This window comes from Achromobacter sp. UMC71 (assembly GCF_014170305.1).
GTDB lineage: Bacteria > Pseudomonadota > Gammaproteobacteria > Burkholderiales > Burkholderiaceae_B > Achromobacter.
This window is the reverse complement of record NZ_LZZT01000047.1, coordinates 229,477-253,088: the sequence shown is the minus strand read 5'-3', so window position 1 is coordinate 253,088 and position 23,612 is coordinate 229,477. Positions and strand designations below refer to the sequence as shown.

Below are 23,612 nucleotides of genomic sequence, written 5' to 3'. Positions count from 1 at the left end.
CGACACTGGCTGCATTCACCCACACCAAGGAATCCGCATGTCCGCCAAGACCGTCGCCGCGTTGCAGATCGGCGCCTCGCCCGAAGGCAAGGAAAAAACCCTGGAACAAATACTGGCCTTCGAAACCGAAATCACCGCATCCGGCGCGGTCCTGGTCGTATTGCCCGAAGCGCTGCTGGGCGGCTACCCCAAGGGCGAGATCTTCGGCACCCGGCTGGGCTATCGCCTGCCCGAAGGCCGCGAGGCCTATGCCCGCTACTACCAGAACGCCATCGACGTGCCCGGGCCTGAAACCGACGCGCTTGCCGGGCTGTCGCAACGCACCGGCGCCAGCCTGGTGATCGGCGTCATCGAACGCGCGGGCAGCACGCTGTATTGCACCGCCCTGTACTTCGATCCGGCCACGGGCCTGGCCGCCAAGCACCGCAAGCTGATGCCCACCGGCACCGAACGCCTGATCTGGGGCCAGGGCGACGGCTCCACCCTGCCCGTGCTGGACACCGCCGCGGGCCGCGCCGGCGGCGCCATCTGCTGGGAAAACCACATGCCGCTGCTGCGCACCGCCATGTATGCCAAGGGCGTGCAGATCTGGTGCGCCCCCACCGTCGACGAGCGCGACATCTGGCAATGCTCGATGCGCCACATCGCCCACGAAGGCCGCTGCTTCGTCATCAGTGCCTGCCAGGTCCAACCCTCGCCGGCGGACCTGGGCCTGGACGTGCCTGGCTGGGACCCCAAGCGCCCGCTCATCAACGGCGGCTCGCTGATCGTCGGCCCCCTGGGCGACGTGCTGGCAGGCCCGTTGCATGGCCAGACCGGCCTCCTGACCGCCCAGGTGGACATCGACGAACTGATTCGCGCCCGCTATGACTTCGACGTGGTCGGGCACTATTCGCGGCCGGACGTGTTCACCTTGAACGTGGACGAGCGCGCCCGGCAGTCAGTGCAGTTCCTTGCGTGATTTCCCGTAGCGGACCGGCGCAAGACCGGAACCTGCCGGCCCAAGTGGTATAGTCACGCCCGCCGGATACCGCCCGCGCCCCTGCGGCGCCCAAGGTATCCCATTGCGGCCCCGCATGAGGCCCGCAATGCCCGAGTGGTGAAATTGGTAGACACAAGGGACTTGAACTAATTTGAGCCCTTTGGAGGAAACTCCAAAGGTGTAGCCCGTCAAACTCGGCGAATGCCCTGGACCTGTTCCGAGCCAACGCCGAGCCAAGCCCGATTTGAAAGAACCGGGAAGGTGTAGAGAGCAGACGGCGGGCACCTAAGGCCGCAAGGCTATGGTGAAGGCGTGCTCCAGACCACGAACAGCGCTCGCGCGCTGGCGGCGAAAGCCGAAGTGGTAAGAAAATCCCTCGGCCGCAAGGCCGTACCGGTTCGATTCCGGTCTCGGGCACCACCCTCCTGGCTTGCGCTTGGGCGCCTACGCCCGTAGCGCGCGCATCGCGGGAAAAACCATTATTCTTCTGCCTCGACCTTCTGACACCCTACCGCCCGGCAAGTCCGGGTGCATGCGCGCCAGCCCACGGCGATCCGCTCCATCTTGACCACGCCCTCCCTTACCCCGCCCTTCATCGTCCTGGACGCCTGCGTGCTCATGTCCGGCATCTTGCGGCGCCTGCTGTTGCGCCTGGCCGACGCCGGCGTGTTCGCCCCCGTCTGGACCGAACGCATCGGCGAGGAATGGCGCCGCAACGCCTCGCGCATCTGGGAGATCCCGCCGGAAGTCCTGGATGAGTTCTGGGCCGAGATGAACGCGCGCTTTCCCCAAGCCAACGAAGCCGACACGCAGGTCTACGAAGCCTCGTTGCGCTACAGCGACCCCAAGGACTTCCACGTGATCGCGGCCGGACTGGCGCGCCGCGCGCGCTGCGGCTTGCCGAAGACGCCGGCCGTACAGGTGCTGACCTGGAACCTGAAGGATTTCAACCGTTCGGAACTGCGGCGCCAGGGCTTGGACGTGTACAACCCGGATCGCATGCTGGCGCAATGGTGGCAGGACGATGCCGGCCGCATGCGCGACGCTATCGCGCAGATCCCGGCGGACTACATCGCGCTGGGCCGCGAGCCCGAGCCGCTGGCCACGACACTACACCGCGAACGGCTATACCGGCTGAAGAACCAGGTGGGGCGCGACCCGGAACTGGGCGGCTGCTGACGCGCCACGCGGCGCGCGCAGCCGCATCAATGGTCGTGGTTGCTCGCGGCGAAGCCCGCCGCATTCAGGATGTCGATCACTTCCTGGATATGCTCGGGCCCGCGCGTCTGCAACACGAAGTCCACTTCCACATTGCGCACCGGCAGCGACGTGAACGCGCGCTGGTGATGCACTTCGGTGATGTTGGCCTGCGCATCGGCGATCAGCTTGGTGGCATGCGCCAGCGCGCCGGGCAGGTCACGTAGATCCACGCGGATGCGGGCCAGGCGGCCCGCGCGCACCATGCCGCGCTCGATCAGCTCGCCCAGCATCAACGGATCGATGTTGCCGCCCGTCAACACCAGGCCGATGCGCTTGCCCTTGAACTGCTCGCTGCCCGCCTCTTGCGCGCGCAGCAGCGCGGCCAGGCCGGCCGCGCCGGCGCCTTCGACCACGGTCTTTTCAATTTCCAGCAGCACCACAATGGCGTGCTCGATGTCGGCTTCGCTGACCAGTTCGATATGGTCGACCAGCTTGCTGACGATGGGCTGCGTCAGCGCGCCGGGCGACTTCACGGCGATGCCTTCGGCAATGGTGTATTGGCCCTGCGGCATGGACACGCCCTTGACTGCGGCGTACATCGCAGGAAAGCGTTCGGTCTGCACACCGATGATCTCGATGCCGGGCTTGAGCGCCTTGGCCGCGGTGGCAATGCCCGAAATCAGCCCGCCGCCACCGATGGCGATGACCAGGGTGTCCAGCTGCGGCTGGTCTTCCAGCATTTCCAGCGCCACCGTGCCCTGTCCCGAAATGACGGCTTCGTCGTCATAGGGGTGGATCATGATCAGCCCGCGCTGCTTGGCGAGCTCGTAGCCATGCGCCTTGGCGTCATCGAACGTGTCGCCAGCCAGCACCACCTCGGCGCCGAAGCGGCGCGTGTTAGCGACTTTGACCGTGGGCGTGAAGCGCGGCATCACGATGACGGCCGGCACGCCCATGCGCTGCGCGTGATAGGCCACGCCCTGGGCATGGTTGCCGGCCGAGACGGCGATGACGCCCATGCGGCGCTCGTCTTCGGACAGCGTCAGCATGCGGTTCAGCGCGCCGCGCTCCTTGAAGCTGGCGGTGAATTGCAGGTTCTCGAATTTCAGCCAGATCTCGGCGCCGAAAATGTCGGACAGGGTGCGCGACAGCGTAAACGGGGTCTTGAGCACCTGGCCGCGCAGGTTTTCGCGGGCGGTCTGGATGGAAGCGATATCGATCACGATGGAAAATCCCGTTTAGCGCACCGGCAGGAAGTTGAACAGCAAAAGGCCTTGCGCATAGTTGATGCCGATGCGCCGCGAGTTCTCGCCAAGCAGGTTGGCGATCAGGTCGAGCCGGCCGATGATGGCGCCGAACTCGCGCTCGAAACTGAGGTTGGTGGCGTTCGGCGATATCTCGTTGGCCAGCAGCAAGGGCTCGCCCTGGTTGTTGCGGCGCGACGCCAGCAGCCAGGCCGCCGCCTCGACGTTCCGTGCGGCATTGTAGACCCGCTGCCCGTCCAACGCGTCGGTGGCGTAGAGCCGGGTCTTGCCATTGTGGGCGGCGATGATGGTGTCGGCCAGGCCGTAGATGAACGCCCCGACCCGGTCGCCGGAATAGTTCGGATCCAGCGACACCGCCAGAATCTGGATGTCGTGCAGGCCCGCCAGGTCGGCCGGCGGAATGCGGACTTCGATGGAATGCTTGACCCGGGACACCGCCGTCGCCTGATCCGGCGCGCCCGTCTTGCGCCATTCACGCGGATTGCGCCGGTAGAGCTTGTCCAGCAGGCTGTACAGGCTGGCCAGGTTGTCGCGCACTTCCAGTGTGACGGTGCGATTGAAATCGGTCTGGACCAACTGGTCCGCCGACATGCTTTCGCCCTTGGGCGAACCCTGGCCCGGGCCGGGACTGGACATGCAGCCCGTCAGCAGCGCCCCCAGCAGCAATACGGCCGCCGAAACCGCTGCGGGTCCTTGCCATCGCGTCATGCCCGATCCATCCCGTTCCCCTGTCTGGCGCCTTGCCGGCCTGTGCGCCGGCGCCGGCGCTCGTCTCATACGCGCAAGACTTTACCGTAAGGGGCGCGAAGATGGGAGATGCCAGGGATACCAAGACGAAAGAAGATGAATCAGCGCGGCGCCAGGCCATGAAAAACGGCGCCTCGCGGCGCCGTTTTCGACAAACGTCAGGCAGGCCTTATTCGGCTTGCGGTTCCGCTTGCGGGGCAGCTTCGGGCGCGGCAGCGGGTTGCTGCTGCTCGATGCCGCCGATGGCCTTGATGGACAGGCGCAGACGGCCCTTGTCGTCGGCCTCGATGACCTTGACACGGACTTGCTGGCCGACCTTCAGCACATCGTTGATGTTCGCGATGCGGTAGTTGGCGATTTCCGAGATGTGCAGCAGGCCGTCGCGGCCCGGCAGCACTTGCACGATGGCGCCGAAGTCCAGCAGGCGCAGGACCGAGCCTTCGTAGATCTGGCCCACTTCGACGTCGGCGGTCAGCTCGACGATGCGGCGCTGGGCTTCTTTGGCCTGCGCTTCGTCGACGCTGGCGATTACGATCGTGCCGTCGTCGGAGATGTCGATCTGGGTGCCGGTTTCTTCGGTCAGCGCGCGGATGGTGGCGCCGCCCTTGCCGATCACGTCACGGATCTTCTCGGGGTTAATCTTGATGGTCAGCATACGCGGGGCGAAAGCCGACAGCTCGCCACGCGAACCGTCCAGCGCTTCCTTCATCTTGCCCAGGATGTGCAGGCGGCCTTCGCGGGCTTGCGCCAGCGCCACTTGCATGATTTCCTTGGTGATGCCCTGGATCTTGATGTCCATCTGCAGTGCGGTGACGCCGTTTTCGGTGCCCGCGACCTTGAAGTCCATGTCGCCCAGGTGATCTTCGTCGCCCAGGATGTCCGTCAGCACGGCGAACTTGCCGCCGTCCAGGATCAGGCCCATGGCCACGCCGGCCACGTGATCCTTGACCGGCACGCCGGCGTCCATCATGGCCAGCGAGCCGCCGCAGACCGAAGCCATCGACGACGAGCCGTTGGACTCGGTGATTTCCGACACGATGCGGATGGTGTACTGGAAGTCTTCCGGCGCCGGCAGCAGCGGAATCAGCGAGCGCTTGGCCAGGCGGCCGTGGCCGATTTCGCGGCGCTTGGGCACACCGATGCGGCCCGTTTCGCCGGTGGCGAACGGAGGCATGTTGTAGTGCATCATGAAGCGGTCACGGTACTCGCCCATGAGCGCGTCGATGATCTGTTCGTCTTGCTTGGTGCCCAGCGTGGCCACGACCAGCGCCTGGGTTTCACCGCGGGTGAACAGCGCGCTGCCGTGTGCGCGGGGCAGCACGCCCAGACGCACGCTGATCGGACGCACGGTGCGGGTGTCGCGGCCGTCGATACGCGGTTCGCCGTTCAGGATCTGGCCGCGGACAATGGCCGATTCCAGCGAGAACATGATGTTGTCGACGGTGACGGCGTCCGGCAGCGGTTCGCCCTTTTCAGCGGCGGCGGCAGCCAGCTTGGCCGACACGTCAGCCGACACTTCGCGCAGCTTGGCGGTGCGGGCTTGCTTTTCGCGGATCTGGTAGGCGGCGTTCAGGCCTTCCTGGGCAGCCGAGGTCACGGCGGCGATCAGGGCTTCGTCCTTGGCCGGCGCTTGCCAATCCCAATCGGGCTTGCCAGCGTCCTTCACGAGTTCGTGAATGGCGTTGATGACGGCTTGCATTTGCTCGTGGCCGTAGACCACGCCGCCGAGCATGATTTCCTCGGACAGCTGTTGGGCTTCCGATTCGACCATCAGCACGGCGTTTTCCGTACCGGCAACCACCAGGTCCAGCTTCGAGGACTTCAATTGCGAGGCGGTCGGGTTCAGCGCGTATTGGCCGTCGATGTAGCCCACGCGGGCGGCGCCGATGGGGCCGTTGAACGGGATGCCCGAGATGGCCAGCGCGGCCGAGGCGCCGATCATGGCGGCGATGTCGGGATCGATTTCAGGATTGACCGACAGCGTGTGGATGACCACTTGGACTTCGTTGTAGAAGTCTTCGGGGAACAGCGGACGCAGCGGACGATCGATCAGGCGCGACGTCAGCGTTTCCTTTTCGGAAGGCTTGCCTTCGCGCTTGAAGAACCCGCCCGGAATACGGCCGGCAGCGTAGGTCTTCTCGATGTAGTCGACGGTCAGCGGGAAAAACGTTTGACCCGGCTTGGCCTTCTTGGAAGCCACGACGGTGGCCAGGACGACGGTGTCCTCGATCGACACCACAACGGCGCCGGAGGCCTGGCGAGCGATCTCGCCAGTTTCCAGGACGACCGTATGCTGGCCGTATTGGAACGATTTTGTCACTTTGTTGAACATGACGATTATTCCTTACAAATGAAAAACCGTGGCCGTCGCGACATACGTCGCACCGACCACGGTTGCGTCATGGGGAGCCAGCCCCGTCGATCACTTACGCAGACCGAGTTTTTCGATCAGTGCGCGGTACGAATCGGGATTGCGGCCCTTGAGATAGTCGAGCAGCTTGCGGCGACGGCTGACCATACGCAGCAGACCGCGGCGCGAGTGATGGTCCTTCATGTGTTCTTTGAAGTGACCGGTCAGTTCGTTGATACGGGCGGTGAGCAGAGCCACCTGAACTTCGGGGGAGCCGGTATCGCCTTGAGCGCGTTGGAACTGCGCAACGATATCGGATTTCTTGATGTCAGCTACAGACATTGATGACCTCTTCGGACATGCGACAGGGCCGAGGCGCCCTGACGTGGTTTGGAAAAATTCGCTGCCGGCCAAGCTTTTTATTGCGTTCTCACTGCAGCTTGCCGGCGCAAAGCATCGTGCACATCACTTCGCAACACGTCCGCAAAAGACGCCCGCAAAATCAATGCACGCGATAAAGCTCGATGATTATAGCTGATTCGCTAGAATTACCCCAGTGACGGCGCCAGGCCCCTGTCCAGCGTCCGCCCCCGCCCCTCGCGGGCGGCAAGAGGAGCAATATTATGTCTAATTATTACAGATTTACCCGCACCACCCTGGCTGCCGCCGCCCTCGCGGGGCTGGCCGCCTGCGCCAACCTTACCCAGGTTGCCCCCGGTACGCCCCTGGCGGACGTACAGGCCCAGTTCGGCACCCCCAACTTCGAATGCCCGCAAGCGGGCGGGGGCCGCCGTGTGATCTGGACGCAACAGCCCATGGGCCAGTTCGCCTGGGGCGCCAACGTCGGCACCGACGGCCGCGTCGACCGCGTCCTGCCGCTCCTGACCGACGCCCACTTCAAGGTGCTTGAACAGGGCCAATGGGGCCCGGACCGGGTGCGCTGCGAATTCGGCCCGCCCGCCCGCATCGAAGAAGCCGGCCTGGGCGAAAAGCGCGAAGTCGTGTGGTCCTACCGCTACAAGGAAAACGGCGTCTGGAATTCACTGATGTACGTGTACATGGGCCGCGACGGCAATTCCATGACGCATTTCCACCCCGGCCCGGATCCGATGTACGACGACGACCGCTTCATGTGGCGCTGACGCTTTCCCGGTCCATCATTGAAAAACCCGCCTGACGGCGGGTTTTTCAATGCGGCCAGGCCCGGTATCAGGACGACTGGCTGCGGCGTTCCTGCTGCAGGCGGCGCGCCCGGTTCCAGCGCCAGGCCCAGATGACCCAGCCCGAAAAACCGTACAGCACGAACAGGCCGAACAGCACCACCGGGGGATCGCTGGACACGAACACGAACACCGCGACCACCAGCAGGATGCCCCAGAACGGCACGCTGCGGCCCAGAGCGAAGCTCTTGCCACTGAAGAACGGCGCGTTCGACACCATGGTAATGCCCGCGTACATGGTCAGCGTGAAGGCCACCCAGGCCATGACGCTGTCATGGATGGGCAGCTTGTTGTCCACGGCCAGCCAGACGAAACCGGCGACCAGCGCCGCCGCCGCGGGGCTGGGCAACCCCTGGAAGTAGCGCTTGTCGACCACGGCGATATTGGTATTGAAGCGCGCCAGGCGCAGCGCGGCCCCGGCCACGTAGACGAATGCGGCCAGCCAGCCCCACCGCCCCAGATCGTTCAGGATCCATTCGTACATGACCAGCGCGGGCGCGACGCCGAACGAGGTCATGTCAGACAGCGAGTCGTACTGCTCGCCGAACGCGGACTGCGTGTTGGTCAGGCGCGCCACCCGGCCGTCCATGCCGTCCAGCACCATGGCCACGAAAATGGCGATGGCGGCGACCTCGAAGCGGTTGTTCATCGCCTGCACCACGGCATAGAACCCCGCGAACAACGCGGCGGTGGTAAATGCGTTAGGCAGCAGATAAATGCTTCGGTGGCGGTTTTCGGAATCGCGCATGGAAAAATTGGGCATAGTCTCAATTACTTACGACGGACATCGAAAGGTTAACTCATCTGGCCGGTCAACGGGCCGCAGCAAGGGCCGTGCCCGCCTCAATAAGCACCCTGTCCTGAAAATAAAAGCGGCATGCCCTCGCAGGCATGCCGCTTCGACCCGTGGGCGCGGGGCCAGGCCCCGCGCTGTGCCAGGATCAGTTCTTGGACTTGTCCACCAGCTTGTTGGCGGCGATCCAGGGCATCATGGCGCGCAGCTTGCCGCCCACTTGCTCGATCTGCGATTCCGCGTTGATGCGGCGGCGCGAGGTCAGCGTCGGAGCGCCGGCGGCGTTTTCCAGGATGAAACGCTTGGCGTATTCACCGTTCTGGATGTCCGTCAGGCACTGGCGCATGGCCTTGCGGGTTTCGTCGGTAACGATCTTCGGACCCGTTTCGTACTCGCCGAACTCGGCGTTGTTCGAGATCGAGTAGTTCATGTTGGCGATGCCGCCTTCGTAGATCAGGTCGACGATCAGCTTCAGTTCGTGCAGGCACTCGAAGTACGCCATTTCGGGCGCGTAGCCGGCGTCCACCAGCGTATCGAAACCAGCCTTGATCAGTTCGACGGTACCGCCGCACAGCACGGCCTGTTCGCCGAACAGGTCGGTTTCGGTTTCTTCGCGGAAGTTGGTTTCGATGATGCCGGCACGGCCGCCGCCGTTGGCGCTGGCGTACGACAGGGCCACGTCACGCGCGGCGCCCGACTTGTCCTGGTACACGGCCACCAGGTGGGGCACGCCGCCACCTTGCTTGTACGTGTTGCGCACCGTGTGGCCGGGGGCCTTCGGGGCGATCATGATGACGTCGATGTCTTCACGCGGCACGACCTGGCCGTAGTGGACGTTGAAGCCGTGGGCGAAGGCCAGCGCGGCGCCCGCCTTGATGTTGGCGTGCACTTCCTTGTTGTAGACCGAAGCAATGTTCTCGTCGGGCAGCAGCATCATGACGATGTCGGCCGACTTGACGGCGTCAGCGACTTCCTTGACTTCCAGGCCGGCGTTGGCGGCCTTGTTCCACGAGGCGCCGCCCTTGCGCAGGCCGACGACGACCTTCACGCCCGATTCATGCAGGTTCTGCGCGTGCGCGTGGCCTTGCGAACCGTAGCCGATGATGGCAACAGTCTTGCCCTTGATGAGGGAGAGATCGCAGTCTTTGTCGTAGAAAACTTTCATGTTTGTGCTCCAGATTCCAGTATTTGGATATTCGATGGGTTCAGATGTAGGGTGCGGCGTGGCCTGGAAGGCCGGTCAAATCTTCAAAATCCGTTCACCGCGGCCGATGCCGGACACGCCGGTGCGTACGGTTTCAAGGATGGCACTGCGGTCCAGGGCTTCCAGGAAGGCCTGTACTTTTTCCTGCACCCCGGTCAATTCGATGGTGTAGGACTTGTCGGTCACGTCAATGATGCGGCCGCGGAAGATATCGGCCATGCGCTTCATTTCCTCGCGTTCCTTGCCGACCGCGCGCACCTTCACGAGCATCAGCTCGCGCTCGATGTGCGCGCCTTCGGTCAGGTCCACGACCTTGACCACGTCCACCAGGCGATTCAGGTGCTTGGTGATCTGCTCGATGACTTCATCCGAACCGGTCGTGACGATGGTCATGCGCGACAGCGTGGCATCCTCGGTGGGCGCCACGGTCAGGGTCTCGATGTTGTAGCCCCGCGCCGAAAACAGGCCCACCACGCGCGACAGCGCGCCGGGTTCGTTCTCGAGGAGGACGGAAATCACGTGCTTCATGGTGGCCTCCTTACAGGTCTTCAGAGCCAAGCAGCATTTCGGTCAGCCCGCGCCCGGCCTTGACCATCGGCCACACGTTTTCGGTGCGGTCGGTGATGAAGTCCAGGAAGACCAGGCGGTCCTTGTGCTTCTTGAAGGCTTCGCGCAGCGCCGGCTCGACATCCGCCGGACGCTCGATGCGCAGACCCACGTGGCCATAGGCCTCGGCCACCTTGACGAAGTCGGGCAGCGAATCCATGTACGACTCGGAGTAGCGCGAGCCGTAGTCGATCTGCTGCCACTGCCGGACCATGCCCAGGAAGCGGTTGTTCAGGCAGACGATCTTGGGCGTCAGGCGGTACTGGGCGCAGGTCGACAGTTCCTGGATGTTCATCTGGATCGACGCTTCGCCGGTGATGACGGCGATGTCATGCCCCGGATTGGCCATCTGCACGCCCATGGCGTACGGCAGGCCCACGCCCATCGTGCCCAGGCCGCCGGAGTTGATCCAGCGGCGCGGCTTGTCGAACTTGTAGTACTGCGCCGCCCACATCTGGTGCTGGCCCACGTCGGACGTGACGAAGGCGTCGCCGCCGGTCACTTCCCAGAGCTTTTCCACCACGTACTGCGGCTTGATGACTTCGTCCGAGTTGGCGAACTTCAGGCATTCCTTGCCGCGCCAGGTCTCGACCTGCTCCCACCACTTGGTGATGGACGCGGGCTTGTGCTCGGCGGCGGCGACCTCGTACTGGGCGCTCAGGTCGGCCAGCACATCCTTGACGTTGCCGACGATCGGGACGTCCACGCGCACGCGCTTGGAAATCGACGACGGGTCGATATCGATATGGATGATCTTGCGGGCGTTCTGGGCGAAATGCTTGGGGTTGCCGATCACGCGGTCGTCGAAGCGGGCGCCGATGGCCAGCAGCACGTCGCAGTGCTGCATCGCCATGTTGGCCTCGTACGTGCCGTGCATGCCGGGCATGCCCACGAACTGGCCGCTGCTGGCGGGGTAGCCGCCCAGGCCCATCAGGGTGCTGGTGCAGGGCGCGCCCAGCTGCGACACGAGCTTGTTCAGCTCGGGCGCGGCGTTCGACAGGATGACCCCGCCGCCGGTGTAGATCATCGGCCGCTCGGCGGCCAGCAGCATCTGCACGGCTTTCTTGATCTGCCCCTGGTGGCCCTTGTTGACGGGCGCGTAGGAACGCATCGAGATCTCGCCCTTGGGCGGGGTGTACTTGCACTGCGCGACGGTGATGTCCTTGGGGATATCCACCAGCACCGGGCCCGGACGGCCGGTGCGCGCGATGTAGAACGCGCGGCGCATGGTTTCGGCCAGGTCCTTGACGTCACGCACCAGGAAGTTGTGCTTGACGCAGGGACGGGTGATGCCGACGGTGTCGCATTCCTGGAAGGCGTCCTCGCCGATGGCCGCAGTGGGCACTTGCCCGCTGATGATGACCATGGGGATGGAATCCATGTAGGCGGTGGCGATGCCGGTGACGGCATTGGTCACGCCCGGTCCGCTGGTCACCAGGCAGACGCCGACCTTTTGCGACGAGCGCGAATAGGCATCGGCGGCGTGCACGGCGGCTTGCTCGTGACGAACCAGGATATGCTGAAATTTGTCTTGCTTGAAGATCGCGTCGTAGATGTAAAGCACCGCGCCGCCGGGATAGCCGAAAACGTGTTCCACGCCCTCATCGGCCAGGCAGCGCACGACGATATCGGCGCCATTCAGTTCCATGTTGTATTTCCTTTCAGTACCGGCCCTGCAACCCTGACTGCTGCTCGCCCGGATACGGCGGCAACGGAACCCATACCGGCTACGACAACATGATCCGGCGCTTAGCGGCTCACGGAGCCACGCCACCCGGACACCTTGCCGACCCGGCACACGCTCGACAGAACGCAGTGCAAACGCCCCTGGGGGACGCTGGAGGTCGAAATGGAAGCCTTGGCAACACACGCTTGTGGCGCGGCCAACGGCAGGTGTAACTGCTGCGAGATGGCTGGGAGGTGACCCTGGCCATCTGCCTCAACGCACCGGTTTCGGATAGGCAGACCGGCGCAAGTGGAGCAATTTACCGCGTTGCGGCAAAGGTAGCAAATCGGCGTATTTCGGACCGTTGCGAGAAGGTTGCAGGCACACCCCGCAACCATCTGACCCCCAAATAGAACGCCCCGACGCGGGCACACGCCTCGCGCGCTTGCTGCCCCCAAAGGGGAGCGCTTTTCCCTCGGGAAAAGAACGGTTCCTGATGCGGATCTATATACTTGTTTCGTCTTCCGCTGCCGAGCCCCGCCCCATGGATCTGCGCATTGCCAGCATTCGCCGCTTCCTCTACAGCCACTACTTCTTCGGCGGGGTGCGCCAGGGGGTGGGGATGCTGTTGCCGGTGCTGGTGCTGGGCGGGCTGTTCGGCCACTACACCACCGGCCTGGTCGCCACCTTCGGCGCGCAGTGCCTGGCCATCATCGACCAGCCCGGCGGGCCGCAGCGGCACCGCACCAACGAGATGCTGGGCGGCGCGGCGCTGGGCACGCTGACCGTCATCATCACCGGGCTGGCGTCGACCCACCCCGTGCTGATCTGGCTGGTGGTGATCGCGCAGTGCTTCGTCTATTCCATGTTCACGGTGTTCGGCAAGCGCGGCGGCCTGATCGGCTTTGCCGGCCTCTTGCTGATGACCCTGACCATGCATTCCCCGCTGGAACCGCACGAGGTCCTGGCGCATGCCGCCGCCACGCTGGGCGGGGCGTTGTTCTACGTTGCCTTCAGCCTGCTGTTCTCGCGGCTGTTCTGGCTGCGCGAAGAACAGCAGGCGATGTCGGTGGCGCTGTTCGCCACCGCCGATTACGTGGCCGCGCGCGCGGCCTTCTACGACGAGACCGCCGACCTGGACGAGGCCTACCGCAACCTGATCCAGCGCCAGTCGGTCATGACCGAAAAGCACCAGGCGGCGCGCGACATGGTGCTGCGCGCCCTGCCCCGCGGCAAGGGCCTCGGCGACCGCCAGCGCGTGATGATCTGGAACATGTTCGTGGACATGCTGCAGTTGCTGGACACGCTGGTGGCCACCCATACCGATTACGCCGCCCTGCGCCGCACGCTGGCCGGCAACGACTGCCTGATGTTCATGCGCGACGCGCTGGTGAAGATGTCGCTGGAGTTGAACCGCATCGCGCTGGACGTCTCGCGCGGACGCAAGGTGCAGTACCGCAGCAGCGCCAAGGCCGAGCTGCGCGCCATCGAATACGAAATCGAACAGCTCAAGCAGCAGGGCCTGGGCGAGCGCGAACCCGAGATGCTGGCGCTGATCGTGCAGGTGCTGCGGCGCCTGCGCAATTCCGCGCGCATCGTCGACCGCCTGGCCGACCACACCGCGGCCTCGCCGCATGCCAAGCCCACCGACGTGCTGCGCATCAACAAGTCGCTGACCCGCTTCATCTCGCGCCAGGAATTCCGCTTCGGGCTGCTGACCAGCAACCTGCGGCTGGATTCGCCGCACTTTCGCTACGCGCTGCGCGTGACGGCGGCCGCCGCCATCGCCATGACGCTGGCCAGCCGCTGGCTGTCGCCGGCGTTCTCGGCGCACAACTACTGGATCATGCTGACCATCGTCATCATCATGAAGCCGGGCTTCGCGCTGACCCGCCAGCGCAATGGCTGGCGCCTGATGGGCACACTGATCGGCTGCATCTGCGCGCTGCTGCTGTTCAACGTGACCGACCGGGCGGAATTGCTGTTCGCGGTGCTACTGGGCGCCTGCATCATGGGCAACAGCCTGGTGCAGCTGAACTACATGGCCAGCGCCATCTTCAACACCTTGTTCGTGGTGCTGGTGTTCCACTTCGTCTCGCCCGGCACGGTGTCCATGGCGGTGATCGGCGAGCGCGCCATCGACACGCTGCTGGGCTGCGCGCTGGCGTTGGTCTGCAGCTACATCCTGCCCTGGTGGGAAGCGCGCTACCTCAAGCCGCTGGCCGCGGCCGCCACCCGCGCCAATCGTGAATACCTGATGGCCGGCCTGCGCTACGTCGAAGCCATGCAGGCCAACGGCGCGCCGGTGGGGGCCGCCGCCGACGAGACCCCGGCGGTCACTGACGCCGACCTGGCCTGGCGGCTGGCGCGCAAGAACGTGCACATTTCGTTCAGCAATTTCGCTGAAGCCTTCTACCGCATGATGAGCGAACCCAAATCGCACCAGGTGAGCGTGCCCGAACTGAACAACCTGCTGATCCAGAACCATGTGCTGGCCTCGCAGATCACGGCGGCGATCCCCATCCTGGCCGCCCTGCCCGCCACGCCCGCCGCCGTGCAACAGGCGCTGACCGGCATGGTCGACCTGCTTGACGAGAACCGCACCCAGGCGCCGGCCAACCTGCCCACCCAGTTCGACACCGAAGGCGAACAGGCGGCGCTGGTGTATCCGGTCAAGCAAATGCTGAAGGCCGCCCACATGATCCGCCAGGAATTGCATGCCCTGGCGGATCCGCAGCACGCGCCGCCCGTGGCTGCCCCGGCCTGAAGCCGCCTTGACCCGCCAAAAGCAAAACGCCGGCCTCTTGCGAGGCCGGCGTTTTTTAACCTGGTGGCGCGCCGCTCAGACCTTGCGGCGAAACACCAGCTTGTCCTCGGCGGAAGCCGAGGCGTCGAACTTGTAGCCTTCCAGGTCAAAACCATGCAGGCCTTCCGGCTTGGCGACTTTGTGCTGGATAGCGTAGCGCGCCATCAAGCCGCGGGCACGTTTGGCGTGGAAGCTGATGATCTTCCAGGCGCCGTTCTTCCAGTCCTGGAACACGCACTGCACCACGCGGGCCTTGAGCGCCTTCAGGTCGACCGACTTGAAATACTCTTCGGACGCCAGGTTGACGATCACCGGCGCTTTCTGCCCGGCCTGGCGCTCGTTCAGGTAGTCGGCGATGCCGCTGCCCCAGTACTCGTACAGGTTCTTGCCCTTGGGCGTTGCCAGCCGCGTGCCCATTTCCAGGCGGTACGGCTGCATCAGATCCAGTGGCCGCAGCACGCCGTACAAGCCGCTCAGGATGGCCACGTGTTCCTGCGCCCAATCCAGCTGCTTGGCCGACAGGGACGAGGCGTCCAGCCCTTCGTAGACATCGCCATTGAAGGCCAGCACCGCCTGGCGCGAATTCGCCTGCGTGAACGTGCGCTTCCAGTGGGCGTAGCGCTGCACATTGAGCTCCGACAGGGCCGGGCTCAAGCTCATCAGCTCGGAGATATCGTCCGCGCTCTTGGTCTTGAGCACCTTGATCAGGCCGGCGGCCTGATCCACGAACAAGGGCTGGGTGTGGGTCTCGACGTGAACGGGCGAGTCGTAGTCCAGCTTTTTGGCGGGGGAAAGCAGAAACAGCATTCAGGTTCCTTTATCAGCGCGCCGTCCATCCGCCATCGACGGAGACGGTCGTTCCAGTGATTTGCGCGGCGGCATCGGACGCCAGGAAGACGGCCGTGCCGCCCAGCTGCTCGGGCGTGACGAACTGCAACGACGGCTGTTTTTCGCTGAGCAGTTCGCGGGCGGCGGTTTCCTGATCCACGCCGTTCTTTTCGGCCAGCGCCGAGATCTGTTTTTCAACCAGCGGCGTACGCACCCAGCCCGGGCAGATGGCGTTGGCGGTGATGCCCTGGCCGGCGGTTTCCAGGGCCGTCACCTTAGTGAAGCCCACCACCCCATGCTTGGCGGCCACGTAGGCCGATTTGTTGGCCGAGGCCACCAGGCCGTGCGCCGACGCGATGTTGATGATGCGGCCAAAGCCTTGCTTTTTCATGTGCGGCAGGGCCGCGGCGGTGCCGTGGAACACGGCCGACAGGTTCAGCGCCAGGATGGCGTCCCACTTGTCGGCGGGAAAATCCTCGATCAGCGCGGTGTGCTGGATGCCGGCGTTGTTCACCAGGATGTCGATGCGGCCCGTCTGGCGAACCGTATTGTCGATCAGGCCGCGCACGGCATCGCCCTTGGACAGGTCCGCGCCGTCGTACAGCACCTTCACGCCATGCTGGGCGGCCAGGCTGGCGCGCAGCTTTTCGATCTCGGCGGCGTCGCCAAACCCATTCAGGACGATATCGGCGCCTTGCTGGGCCAGGGCCGTGGCGATACCCAGGCCGATCCCGCTGGTGGAACCGGTGACGACTGCGACTTTTCCTTTGAGCATTGATGTTCTCCTGTGGCTGGGCGCGGAATGCGGGCGTCGGCCGGATCACGCTGGCCGGCACCGCGGGCGAAACACGGCTGAAAAAACAGCGTCAAGTGTAGCTGCCCGGCGAGGCGGCAATCATGCCATGTCCCCACGGGCCGCGGGGTCAAGCGCCGGGCTTGTCCGAGTGAGAGGATACCGCCTGCCGCCGTCCAGCCGCAGCCGGCTGGACGACGGCAGGCGGCGGGCCAGGCTCGGATTCGGCTGCGGGCAACACCACAGGCAAATCCGCCATGCCGCCCAAACGCTCGGGCACCCGCTCGAGCAGCTTGATCAGAATGGGCACCACGCCCATCGATATCGCCACCACTACGGCCAGGACATCGCGCTGGCCCAGGTCCATCAGGTGGTTGTCCCAGGCCTCGTTGAAAATCGCGAAACTGAATTCGCCGCCCTGCGCCAGCACCATGGCAAACAGCAGCCGGTGATAACGCGGCAGCCCCAGAAAGCGGGCAAAGCCGTACAGTACCGCCGCCTTCACGGCCAGCAGCGCCGTCACGCCCGCCAGAATGAACTTCCAGTGCTCGGCCACCACATGCAGGTTCACAGACATGCCGATCGCCACGAAGAACAGGCCCAGCAGTAGCCCTTTGAAGGGATCGATGGCCTTTTCCAACTCGTCGCGATAGCGCGATTCCGCCATCAGAACGCCCACCAGGAATCCTCCCAAACCGGCCGACAGCCCGGCATGGTCGAACAGTTGGGCGGTGCCAATCACCATGAGCAGCGCGGCCGCCGTGAACAGTTCGTTCAGTTGGGCCTTGGCCGCCCAGCCCAGTAGACGCAGGCGGTAGGCGGCCGCCACGACAGCCACCGCGATCAACGCTTCCTTGAAGGACGGCTCCGCTGCGCCGCCTGCGCCCAGCAGCCCGGCCGCGACCAGCATCGGGATCGCCGCCATGTCCTGGAACAGCAGCACGCCCAGCGCTGACCGCCCCATCGGGGTGCGCGTCAACTGGCGCTCATCGAGCAGGCGCAGGGCCACGGCGGTCGACGACAGCGCCAGCGACAGGCCACACAGCACCGCCGCCTGCCACTCCATGCCCGCCATATGGCGCAAGGCTGCGCCGAACACCAGACCCAGCAGCAGTCCGCAAGCCAGCATCTGCAGCGATCCCAGCGCGAACACCTCGCGGCGCATCGCCCAAAGGCGCTTGGGCGCCAGTTCCAGGCCGATGATGAACAGCATCATCACCACGCCCCACTGCGACACGTTGACCATGTCACCCACATCGGTCACCAGCTTCAGGCACGACGGCCCCACCAGCACCCCGGCCAGCAGATAACCCGGGATGGCGCCCAGCCCCAACCGCTGGGTCAGGGGCACGCACAGGACGGCGGCGAGCAACAGGATGAGGATCAGGTTCATCTGGGCAAGGCGGCGGGGTCGAGATAGCCCGATTCTGCGCAAAGAATGCCCGCGGCGAAAGCCGATGAAACTCTCTGTAGCCGCCGAAACCGGGGGGCTTTACACAAATATTTTTTTTGCTGTAGAATTGCGGGCTTCGCTGCTCCGACAACGCAGATTCTTCCGACCAGGGATCTGATAGTGAAAGGAAAAGCGCTGATGGCCTAAACCCCATTTGCGCAAGACCGGACACCGCTGCGGAATCCAGCCACGGAGAGGTGGCAGAGTGGTCGAATGTACCTGACTCGAAATCAGGCGTACGGTATCCCCGTACCGTGGGTTCGAATCCCACCCTCTCCGCCAGTATTCCAAAAAGGCCAATCCCTCGGGATTGGCCTTTTTCTTTTCAATACGCCGCGATGCGCAGCGCCCCGCCCGCTGCAGAGGCGGCTGACCCGGCAGCGGCCAGGACCGGCCGGCCCGCTTCGTGACTGCCGCCCGGCAGCTTGAACGCGCTGACGGCCCGGGTGAGGTCGGCGGCCTGGTCCTGCATGGAGCCTGCTGCCGCCGCGGCCTCTTCCACCAGTGCCGCGTTCTGCTGCGTGACCTCGTCCATCTGGGATACGGCGCGGTTGACCTGCTCGATGCCGTCCGCCTGCTCGGCGGATGCCGCGGCGATCTCGCCCATGATGTCGGTCACGCGCTGCACCGAACTGACGATGTCCTGCATCGTCGTGCCGGCACGCTCCGCGCTGCCCGATCCCTGGCGGATCTTCGACACGGTGTCCTCGATCAGGACTTTGATTTCCTTGGCCGCCTGCGCGCTGCGCTGCGCCAGCGTGCGCACCTCGGCCGCGACCACGGCGAAGCCCTTGCCCTGCTCGCCTGCGCGCGCCGCCTCCACCGCGGCGTTCAAGGCCAGGATATTGGTCTGGAAGGCAATGCCATCGATCACGGAAACGATATCGGCGATCTTGACGGAACTGGCCGAAATCGCGCTCATCGTGCTCACGACCTCGGATACGGTGGCGCCGCCCCGCGACGCGGTGTCCGAAGCCGCCGCGGCAAGCTGGTTCGCCTGCTTGGCGCTATCGGCGTTTTGCTTCACGGTGGAGGACAGCTCTTCCATGGACGCGGCGGTCTCTTCCAACGAGGCGGCCTGCTGTTCGGTGCGGGAAGACAAATCGGTATTGCCTGCCGCGATCTCGCCCGAGGCGGACGCGATGCTGTCCACGCCCGTGCGGATCCTGGCGACGGTGTCGACCAGATTCGCGTTCATGGATTGCAGCGCCTGCATCAACTGGCCGATCTCGTCGCGCGAGGTCGCGATGATGGTGCTGGTCAGATCGTTGGCGGCGACGGTGCGCGCCACGCGCACCGCCTGCGACAGCGGCCGGGTGATGCCGCGCGTCAGCAGAACCGCCAGCAGCAGGCCGCTCACGACCGCGATGGATCCGATGACGATCATCCAGAAATTGGCCGTGCGGTAGGCGCTTTCGATCTCGGCGCCTTGCGCGTCGATTTCCGCGCGCTGCAGGTTGGACAATTTCGTGATCTGGTCGATGAACTGGCGCGTGGCTGGCAGGAATTCCTGCGTGAAGATCTTGTTGGCGGCCTCCGCATTGCCGTCCTGCTTGGCCTTGAAGATGTCATCGCGCGTGCGCAGGTACTCCGCCCGCGATTTTCCGATGCCTTCCCACAGCTGCCGCTCTTCGATGCTTTCGATGAGCGGCTCGATCTTTTGCTGCAACGCCGAGGAGTTGCGCGTGGACGTGGCGGCCTCTTCCGTGAAGAAGCCGGCCAGGCTGGCGTCGGCGCTCTTGGCGATCGCCGTGGTTCGCGTCACCCCGGTCTGAATGTTGCGGGCCCAATCGCTGATCAGGCGCTCTTTGATCAGCAGCCGCTGCGTGACGGTTTCGACCGATGCGTTGATATTGGCCAGGCTGACCAGACCCACGATGCACATCGTGATGATCATGGCCAGCAAGACGGCAAATCCACCCGCCAGGCGGGTTCCGAGCTTCATATTATTCATACTGCCTCCAGCTGCCACCCAGGCAGGATTGAAGGCGCATTCCGGCGGTTGCAATGGCATCGCATGAAAGTGCGCCGCCAATGTCGGCCAGATGCCCGCAAGCCCTGGATGGTCCGCCCCTAAATAGTAGTCATCATGCATCAAGGAAAATGCCGCCGGAGAATTCGATATCGAGGGTTCTCGCGAGGGTCCAGAGGATGCTAGCAGTCCGGATTTGGCCGACATCCCGCGAAATGCAGAACTATTTGACGGAAGTTCCCCTGTTTGCGTCGCCTGCTCCGGCCGACGAACGCCAATCGTGCCCGCGCCGGTCTTCCCGCGCGTTGACGGCGCGCAAAAAAAAGCGGCCGGGTTGGCCGCCTCATTCATCGACTGCGCGCATCCAGGCGCCCTGCAATAGCGGCTATCCGATCACGGCCACGCCAGGATCGGGCAGTCCTCACGACTTGCGTTCAACCTTCAGCCACGATCTTCGCGTCTTGAATCGTCTTGGCGTATTTGCGCTGCTCGTCTCGCATGAAATCGGCGAAGCGTTGCACGCTGCCGCCGCCGTCTTCGGCTCCGACCTGCGCCAGCTTTTCCTGCACGTCGGCCATGGCCAGCACCCGGTCGATGTCCTGGTTCATGCGCTGGACCATGGCGCCAGGCATCTTGGCCGGACCGACCATGCCGAACCAGATGCTGGCCTCGAACCCCGAATAGCCCTGCTCGGCCACGGTCGGCACATTGGGTTGGCTCTTGGAACGTTGCTGCAGCGTCTGCGCCAGCGCGATGACCTTGCCCGACTGGATCAGCGGCGTGGCGGTGGTCATGCCCTCGAAGCAGTACTGCACATGGCCGCCCATCAGGTCATTCATCAACGGCGCCGACCCCTTGTAGGGCACGTGCAGCACATCGATCTTGGCGCGCGCCTTGAAGATCTCCAGCGCCAGGTGCTGGGCCGAACCGCTGCCCGCGGAGCCGAAGATGACCTTGCCCGGCTGGGCGCGGCACAGCGCCACCAGATCGGGCAGGGTCTTGGCGGGCTGCGCCGCGCCGCCGATCAGCAGGGTCGGCGTCTTGCCCACCAGCGCGATGGGCGAGAAATCCCGCTCGGCCGAATAGCCCAGCTTGGGTTGCAAGCCCGGCGCGATGCCGTGGCTGTTCACGTGCGCCATCAGCAAGGTGTTGCCGTCGCCCGGCTGGCGGGCCACCTGCTCGGCGGCGATGATGCCTGCGGCGCCCGCCCGGTTTTCCACGATCACCGGAATGCCCCACATCACGCCCAACTTCTGGCCCAGCAGCCGCGCCAGCACGTCCGTGCCGCCGCCCGCAGGAAAGCCCACCACGATCTTGACCGGGCCGGGCGGCAGATCCTGCGCCCGGGCCGACGGCAGAACGAGCGCCGCCCCCAGCGCCGCGGCGCCGGTAATGAAATGCCTACGTTGCATGCTTGTCTCCTCGCGCGCCGGGTTCATGCCTGGCGACTGTTTAAGTAAGCCCTGCCCGCCGCCTCCCCCCGCCCATCGCGATGCGCGACCGGCGGGCGACCGCGGCCTGTCCTGCCTCCCTGCTCAGACAGCCGGGGCCGCCAGCCGCTGGGCCAACTGCGCCGCTTGCGCCGCCGTCAGTTCCACCAGCGGCGGCCGCACCGTCATCCAGACCGGATCATTGCGCCGCTGCGCGATGGCCGCCTTCATGGCCGGGATCATCGGATATGACTGGAAAATGGCGCGCGTGTCGTTCAGCGCGCGTTGCCGGTCTTCAGCGTCCGGGGCTTGCCAATTCCGGTACAGCGCCACGATCGGCGCCGCGTTGACGTTGCCGGTGGCGGTGATGCAGCCGGCGCCGCCCGCGCGCATCGTGTCCAGCAGCACGGTTTCCGTGCCAGCGAACACGTCGAAGCCGCGCGGCTGGAAGTCGCGCAGCATGGCCTGGGTGTTGGCCCAGTCCCCTGAGCTGTCCTTGATGCCGGCGATGATCCCCGGAAACGCCCCCAGCAGCCGGTCGATCAGCCCCAGGCTGATCGGCACGCCCGACACCGGCGGGATGTGATACAGGTAGATGCGCAGGCGCGCGTCGGCGACCTGCTCGATGACATGCGCGAAGGCGCGGAACAGGCCCTCGTCGCTGACACCCTTGTAGTAGAACGGCGGCAGCATCAGCACTCCGCCGCAGCCGGCATTGACCGCATGGCGGGTCAGCTCAACCGCATCGGGCAACGCGCAGGCGCCGGTGCCCGGCATCATGCGCGCAGCCGGCAGGCCGGCGTCCAGCAACGCATCCAGCATCTGGCGCTTTTCCGCCACGCTGAGCGAGTTGGCTTCCGAGTTGGTGCCAAAGATCGCCAGCCCCGCGCCCTGCTCCAGCAGCGCGCGGCAATGTCCGACGAACCGCGGCGCGCTGGGCGACAGGTCCGCGTTGAACGGCGTGAGGACCGGGGAATACACGCCTTGCGGCCGGTCCGCGGCTTGGGTGCTCATGAAGACTCTCCTGTTCAGCGGCCGATGCGGGTCCACTTGCCGTAACGCTCGACCATGCGTTCGTCGAAACCGAATCCCAGTCCGGGCTCCTGGTGCAGCACCACGCGGCCTTGCTTGTGGGTCAGTTGACGGTCCACCAGCTTGCGGAAATTCAGGACCTGATCGTCCCAGAAAAACTCAACATAGCGCGCATTGGGCGTGGCGGCCACCAGCGGCGCGTGCACGTCGTGGAACCAGTGCGGGCACACCACCACGCCATAGCTGGCGGCGGTCGCGGCGATGCGCTTCCATTCCGTGATGCCGCCGCACACCGCGGCGTCGGTCTGCAGGATGCCGGCCGCGCCCTTGTCCAGCAGCTCCTTGTGATACCAGCGGCCATAGCCGATTTCAGCGGTGGCGATCGGCAGATGCGTCAAGCGCGCCAGCTTGGCGTGGCTGTCGATGTCGTCCGGCCCGAACGGCTCTTCGATGAAATACGGTTCGTATTGCTCGAAGCGGCGGATGTACTGCATGGCCTGGGTGACGTCCTGCCAGGCGTTATTGCAGTCCATCATCAGCTCGACGTCCGGCCCAACGGCCTCGCGCGCCGCCTTCAGGCGCGCTTCTTCTTCGCGCGGGGACAGGCGGCCGGTCTTCATCTTGACGGCCTTGAAGCCCTTGGCGACGTAGCTGGCCATTTCCTCGCCCAGATGCTGCGGCGTCTTGCCGTCCAGGTAGTAGCCGCCGCTGGCATAGGCCGGCACCGATTCCAGCTCCATCGCGCCCAGGAACTTGTGCAACGGCAGGCCTGCGGTCTTGGCATTCAGGTCCCACAGGGCGATGTCCAGTGCGCTGAGCGCGCGCATCACCGTGCCCTGGCGTCCTTGCAGCAGCGCTTCCTGGTACATCGCCTGCCACAGGCCTTCGACGGCGTGCGAATCGCGGCCCAGCAGCACCGGCGCCAGCAGGCTCTGGACCGCCGCCTCGAAGATCGCGCCGCCGGCGCTTCCCACGTAGCAAAAACCGATGCCTTCCACGCCATCGGCGCTGCGGACCTTCACCAGGCCGTAATGGCGGGTAGAGACGGTGCGGTTCGAAAACGAAGTGACCTTGTCCAAGGGCACCGCGGCGGCGCAAACGTCGATGGATTCAATGATGGGCACGGCTGAACTCCTGATAACGGAAATAGTGCGGGTTGCGTCGCTGGCGCGCTTTGCGCCGGCGCAACGCTGAACCGCATTCTTGCCGTCAACAAAGAAACAAACAATTATCTTGAGGCATCTTTAGAATATGAAAAAAACACC

Annotated in this window: 19 protein-coding genes and 1 tRNA gene; 5 read left to right on the top strand and 15 right to left on the bottom strand. The window is 64.8% G+C overall.

The features are described 5' to 3' along the window. The first annotated feature begins 37 nt into the window (after positions 1-37). Together A9974_RS23865 and A9974_RS23860 are read left to right on the top strand one after the other, a co-directional pair. Positions 38-961 (top strand): carbon-nitrogen hydrolase family protein, encoded by a 924-nt coding sequence (locus A9974_RS23865; protein WP_183006685.1) that lies wholly within the window; start codon positions 38-40, stop codon positions 959-961. A 585-nt stretch (positions 962-1,546) separates the two neighbouring features. After that, the gene (locus tag A9974_RS23860) at positions 1,547-2,161 is read left to right on the top strand and encodes a PIN domain-containing protein (RefSeq protein WP_183006684.1); all 615 of its coding nucleotides are present in this window, start codon (positions 1,547-1,549) and stop codon (positions 2,159-2,161) included. Between the two features lie 26 nt (positions 2,162-2,187). On the opposite strand, the gene A9974_RS23855 is transcribed toward A9974_RS23860, so the two are convergent. The 4 genes from A9974_RS23855 to rpsO all read right to left on the bottom strand — a co-directional run bounded on the left by A9974_RS23855 (position 2,188) and on the right by rpsO (position 6,886). Beyond that, complete coding sequence (locus A9974_RS23855) at positions 2,188-3,405, bottom strand: threonine ammonia-lyase (protein WP_183006683.1); 1,218 nt, start codon at positions 3,403-3,405, stop codon at positions 2,188-2,190. A 15-nt stretch (positions 3,406-3,420) separates the two neighbouring features. Then, entirely contained in the window at positions 3,421-4,155 is a 735-nt protein-coding gene (locus A9974_RS23850; RefSeq protein WP_183006682.1) for a hypothetical protein, read from the bottom strand. A gap of 208 nt (positions 4,156-4,363) precedes the next feature. Continuing rightward, the gene (pnp, locus tag A9974_RS23845) at positions 4,364-6,526 is read right to left on the bottom strand and encodes a polyribonucleotide nucleotidyltransferase (RefSeq protein ID WP_183006681.1); all 2,163 of its coding nucleotides are present in this window, start codon (positions 6,524-6,526) and stop codon (positions 4,364-4,366) included. A gap of 90 nt (positions 6,527-6,616) precedes the next feature. Beyond that, positions 6,617-6,886, bottom strand: a complete 270-nt coding sequence (gene rpsO, locus A9974_RS23840; RefSeq protein WP_006223612.1) for a 30S ribosomal protein S15 — start codon at positions 6,884-6,886, stop codon at positions 6,617-6,619. A 281-nt stretch (positions 6,887-7,167) separates the two neighbouring features. On the opposite strand from rpsO, the gene A9974_RS23835 reads away from it, so the two are divergent. Continuing rightward, the gene (locus A9974_RS23835) at positions 7,168-7,686 is read left to right on the top strand and encodes a hypothetical protein (protein ID WP_183006680.1); all 519 of its coding nucleotides are present in this window, start codon (positions 7,168-7,170) and stop codon (positions 7,684-7,686) included. A gap of 67 nt (positions 7,687-7,753) precedes the next feature. On the opposite strand, the gene pssA is transcribed toward A9974_RS23835, so the two are convergent. The 4 genes from pssA to A9974_RS23815 form a co-directional block, all read right to left on the bottom strand. Next, positions 7,754-8,527: a CDP-diacylglycerol--serine O-phosphatidyltransferase gene (gene pssA / locus A9974_RS23830; protein ID WP_025136926.1), complete on the bottom strand. Its 774-nt coding sequence runs from the start codon at positions 8,525-8,527 to the stop codon at positions 7,754-7,756. A gap of 178 nt (positions 8,528-8,705) precedes the next feature. Beyond that, positions 8,706-9,722 (bottom strand): ketol-acid reductoisomerase, encoded by a 1,017-nt coding sequence (gene ilvC, locus A9974_RS23825; protein ID WP_183006679.1) that lies wholly within the window; start codon positions 9,720-9,722, stop codon positions 8,706-8,708. 75 nt (positions 9,723-9,797) lie between these two features. Next, on the bottom strand, positions 9,798-10,289 hold the full coding sequence (gene ilvN, locus A9974_RS23820; RefSeq protein ID WP_006217868.1) for an acetolactate synthase small subunit: 492 nt from the start codon (positions 10,287-10,289) through the stop codon (positions 9,798-9,800). A 10-nt stretch (positions 10,290-10,299) separates the two neighbouring features. Then, positions 10,300-12,069, bottom strand: coding sequence for an acetolactate synthase 3 catalytic subunit (locus A9974_RS23815; protein ID WP_370539681.1), 1,770 nt, complete (start codon positions 12,067-12,069; stop codon positions 10,300-10,302). A 508-nt stretch (positions 12,070-12,577) separates the two neighbouring features. Here A9974_RS23815 and A9974_RS23810 point away from each other — a divergent pair. Further along, positions 12,578-14,800 (top strand): FUSC family membrane protein, encoded by a 2,223-nt coding sequence (locus tag A9974_RS23810; RefSeq protein WP_183006678.1) that lies wholly within the window; start codon positions 12,578-12,580, stop codon positions 14,798-14,800. 75 nt (positions 14,801-14,875) lie between these two features. Here A9974_RS23810 and yaaA read toward each other — a convergent pair whose 3' ends face one another. The 3 genes from yaaA to A9974_RS23795 all read right to left on the bottom strand — a co-directional run bounded on the left by yaaA (position 14,876) and on the right by A9974_RS23795 (position 17,853). Further along, positions 14,876-15,646 (bottom strand): peroxide stress protein YaaA, encoded by a 771-nt coding sequence (yaaA, locus tag A9974_RS23805; protein ID WP_183006677.1) that lies wholly within the window; start codon positions 15,644-15,646, stop codon positions 14,876-14,878. A gap of 13 nt (positions 15,647-15,659) precedes the next feature. After that, the gene (locus tag A9974_RS23800) at positions 15,660-16,442 is read right to left on the bottom strand and encodes a 3-hydroxybutyrate dehydrogenase (RefSeq protein WP_183006676.1); all 783 of its coding nucleotides are present in this window, start codon (positions 16,440-16,442) and stop codon (positions 15,660-15,662) included. Positions 16,443-16,590: 148 nt separating this feature from the next. Then, on the bottom strand, positions 16,591-17,853 hold the full coding sequence (locus tag A9974_RS23795; protein ID WP_255468302.1) for a cation:proton antiporter: 1,263 nt from the start codon (positions 17,851-17,853) through the stop codon (positions 16,591-16,593). 251 nt (positions 17,854-18,104) lie between these two features. On the opposite strand from A9974_RS23795, the gene A9974_RS23790 reads away from it, so the two are divergent. After that, positions 18,105-18,195: transfer RNA gene (locus A9974_RS23790), tRNA-Ser, on the top strand. Positions 18,196-18,238: 43 nt separating this feature from the next. Here the strand turns inward: A9974_RS23790 and A9974_RS23785 are convergent. The 4 genes from A9974_RS23785 to A9974_RS23770 all read right to left on the bottom strand — a co-directional run bounded on the left by A9974_RS23785 (position 18,239) and on the right by A9974_RS23770 (position 23,471). Further along, positions 18,239-19,858 carry a methyl-accepting chemotaxis protein gene (locus A9974_RS23785; RefSeq protein ID WP_304503322.1) on the bottom strand — a complete coding sequence of 540 codons (1,620 nt, stop codon included), beginning with the start codon at positions 19,856-19,858 and terminating at the stop codon, positions 18,239-18,241. Between the two features lie 461 nt (positions 19,859-20,319). Next, entirely contained in the window at positions 20,320-21,297 is a 978-nt protein-coding gene (locus A9974_RS23780; RefSeq protein ID WP_183006674.1) for a tripartite tricarboxylate transporter substrate binding protein, read from the bottom strand. A gap of 123 nt (positions 21,298-21,420) precedes the next feature. Continuing rightward, positions 21,421-22,329, bottom strand: coding sequence for a dihydrodipicolinate synthase family protein (locus A9974_RS23775; RefSeq protein WP_183006673.1), 909 nt, complete (start codon positions 22,327-22,329; stop codon positions 21,421-21,423). Positions 22,330-22,343: 14 nt separating this feature from the next. Then, complete coding sequence (locus A9974_RS23770) at positions 22,344-23,471, bottom strand: mandelate racemase/muconate lactonizing enzyme family protein (RefSeq protein WP_183006672.1); 1,128 nt, start codon at positions 23,469-23,471, stop codon at positions 22,344-22,346. Positions 23,472-23,612 lie beyond the last annotated feature (141 nt).

Coding starts and splice junctions, on each gene's coding strand:
- A9974_RS23865 (WP_183006685.1), top strand. CDS start 38: ATGTCCGCCAAGACCGTCGCCGCGTTGCAGATCGGCGCCTCGCCCGAA.
- A9974_RS23850 (WP_183006682.1), bottom strand. CDS start 4,155: ATGACGCGATGGCAAGGACCCGCAGCGGTTTCGGCGGCCGTATTGCTG.
- pnp (WP_183006681.1), bottom strand. CDS start 6,526: ATGTTCAACAAAGTGACAAAATCGTTCCAATACGGCCAGCATACGGTC.
- rpsO (WP_006223612.1), bottom strand. CDS start 6,886: ATGTCTGTAGCTGACATCAAGAAATCCGATATCGTTGCGCAGTTCCAA.
- A9974_RS23835 (WP_183006680.1), top strand. CDS start 7,168: ATGTCTAATTATTACAGATTTACCCGCACCACCCTGGCTGCCGCCGCC.
- pssA (WP_025136926.1), bottom strand. CDS start 8,527: ATGCCCAATTTTTCCATGCGCGATTCCGAAAACCGCCACCGAAGCATT.
- ilvC (WP_183006679.1), bottom strand. CDS start 9,722: ATGAAAGTTTTCTACGACAAAGACTGCGATCTCTCCCTCATCAAGGGC.
- ilvN (WP_006217868.1), bottom strand. CDS start 10,289: ATGAAGCACGTGATTTCCGTCCTCCTCGAGAACGAACCCGGCGCGCTG.
- A9974_RS23810 (WP_183006678.1), top strand. CDS start 12,578: ATGGATCTGCGCATTGCCAGCATTCGCCGCTTCCTCTACAGCCACTAC.
- yaaA (WP_183006677.1), bottom strand. CDS start 15,646: ATGCTGTTTCTGCTTTCCCCCGCCAAAAAGCTGGACTACGACTCGCCC.
- A9974_RS23800 (WP_183006676.1), bottom strand. CDS start 16,442: ATGCTCAAAGGAAAAGTCGCAGTCGTCACCGGTTCCACCAGCGGGATC.
- A9974_RS23795 (WP_255468302.1), bottom strand. CDS start 17,853: ATGAACCTGATCCTCATCCTGTTGCTCGCCGCCGTCCTGTGCGTGCCC.
- A9974_RS23785 (WP_304503322.1), bottom strand. CDS start 19,858: ATGAAGCTCGGAACCCGCCTGGCGGGTGGATTTGCCGTCTTGCTGGCC.
- A9974_RS23780 (WP_183006674.1), bottom strand. CDS start 21,297: ATGCAACGTAGGCATTTCATTACCGGCGCCGCGGCGCTGGGGGCGGCG.
- A9974_RS23775 (WP_183006673.1), bottom strand. CDS start 22,329: ATGAGCACCCAAGCCGCGGACCGGCCGCAAGGCGTGTATTCCCCGGTC.